Source organism: Stenotrophomonas pictorum JCM 9942, assembly GCF_001310775.1.
Classification (GTDB): Bacteria; Pseudomonadota; Gammaproteobacteria; order Xanthomonadales; family Xanthomonadaceae; genus Stenotrophomonas; species Stenotrophomonas pictorum.
Map to the genome: position 1 here is coordinate 1 of NZ_BAZI01000580.1, position 1,304 is coordinate 1,304.

Annotated in this window: 1 protein-coding gene and 1 pseudogene; one reads left to right on the top strand and one right to left on the bottom strand. The window is 67.4% G+C overall.

Going from position 1 to position 1,304, the window contains the following annotated elements; genetic code table 11:
* Window positions 1-472 precede the first annotated feature (472 nt).
* A complete protein-coding gene (arsH, locus tag JCM9942_RS16215) occupies window positions 473-1,204 on the bottom strand; it encodes an arsenical resistance protein ArsH (protein ID WP_054660886.1) in 732 nt (243 codons plus the stop codon).
* 17 nt (window positions 1,205-1,221) lie between these two features.
* Here arsH and JCM9942_RS20555 point away from each other — a divergent pair.
* Window positions 1,222-1,304: pseudogene (locus JCM9942_RS20555) on the top strand (transcriptional regulator); the annotation flags it as partial.

Consider the following 1,304-nt stretch of genomic DNA (forward strand, 5'->3'; position numbering starts at 1 on the left):
GCCGCGGCTCTGCGCTGTCGGCAACCGCCGCCGCGTTGCCGGCAGCCAAGGCAAGTAAAAGCAGGGACCAGCACTTCATCGTTCAACGACCTCCAGCCAGAGAATTACCGCGTCGGCGGCCACGTTACAGCAAGCCCGCCGCCCCAGCGGCGCTGCAGGCGGTGCCGATACGTCCACAACCACCCTCGGGATACTGCCGGCCACGATGCGATGTCGCATCGGGATAAACACCGATTCTCGGCCCGCCGCAGCCGTCGCCGGCATACCCCGTGCGACTTCGACTGCCATCGTCATCGGTCGCTGTAGACACACCGGCGCTGCCTCGTGCCGCCATTCGTGCGAACCGGCTTCTCCTCTCCAGCACGCCCGCTGGCGGAGGCTTGTGCGCCCAGCTGTGCGCCCTGCAACCACTTTCCCCCTGTGCGATCGGCAGGTCGTACTGCCCGGTCATGGGATCGACGGTTCGACCGGGTCAGCGCGGCGCGACCGCGCCGGACGCGGCGGCGAGTGCGGCGGCCTGAAGGTCGCCCTTGCGCTCGCTGTAGCGGTCTACCAGATAGTCCGCCCGGCCGCGCGTGAGCAGGGTGAACTTGACCAGCTCCTCGACCACGTCCACCACCCGGTCATAGAACGGCGAGGGCTTCATCCGTCCGTCCTCGTCGAACTCCTGCCAGGCCTTGGCCACCGAGGACTGGTTGGGGATGGTCAGCATGCGCATCCAGCGGCCCAGCACGCGCAGCGTATTGACCGTGTTGAACGACTGCGAACCGCCGCACACCTGCATCACCGCCAGGGTCTTGCCCTGGGTCGGGCGCACGCTGCCATCTTCCAGCGGCAGCCAGTCGATCTGGTTCTTGAACACGCCGGTGACGGTGCCATGCCGCTCCGGGCTCACCCAGACATGCCCTTCGGCCCACTGCGACCACTCGCGCAACCGCTGCACTTCCGGGTGGTCCTTGCCGACGCTGTCGAGCATCGGCAGCGCGTGCGGATCGAACACCCGGGTCTCGCAGCCCAGGTGACGCAGCAGACGCTCGGCCTCCAGCGCCAGCTTGCGACTGAAGGACTGCGGGCGCAGCGAGCCATACAGCAGCAGGATGCGCGGCGGCCCGGCGCGTTCGACGCCCAGCAAAGCGTGGTCGGGCAGCGGCAACGAGGCCGGGATCAGGTTTGGCAACGGGGGACTGGTGGTCAGCTTATTCATTCGACTATTCTAGAAGCATGGAAACAAAACCCGCAATCGCCGCCCTGACCGCCCTGGGTCATGCCACCCGTCTGGCCGCGTTCCGGCTGCTGGTCGAGGC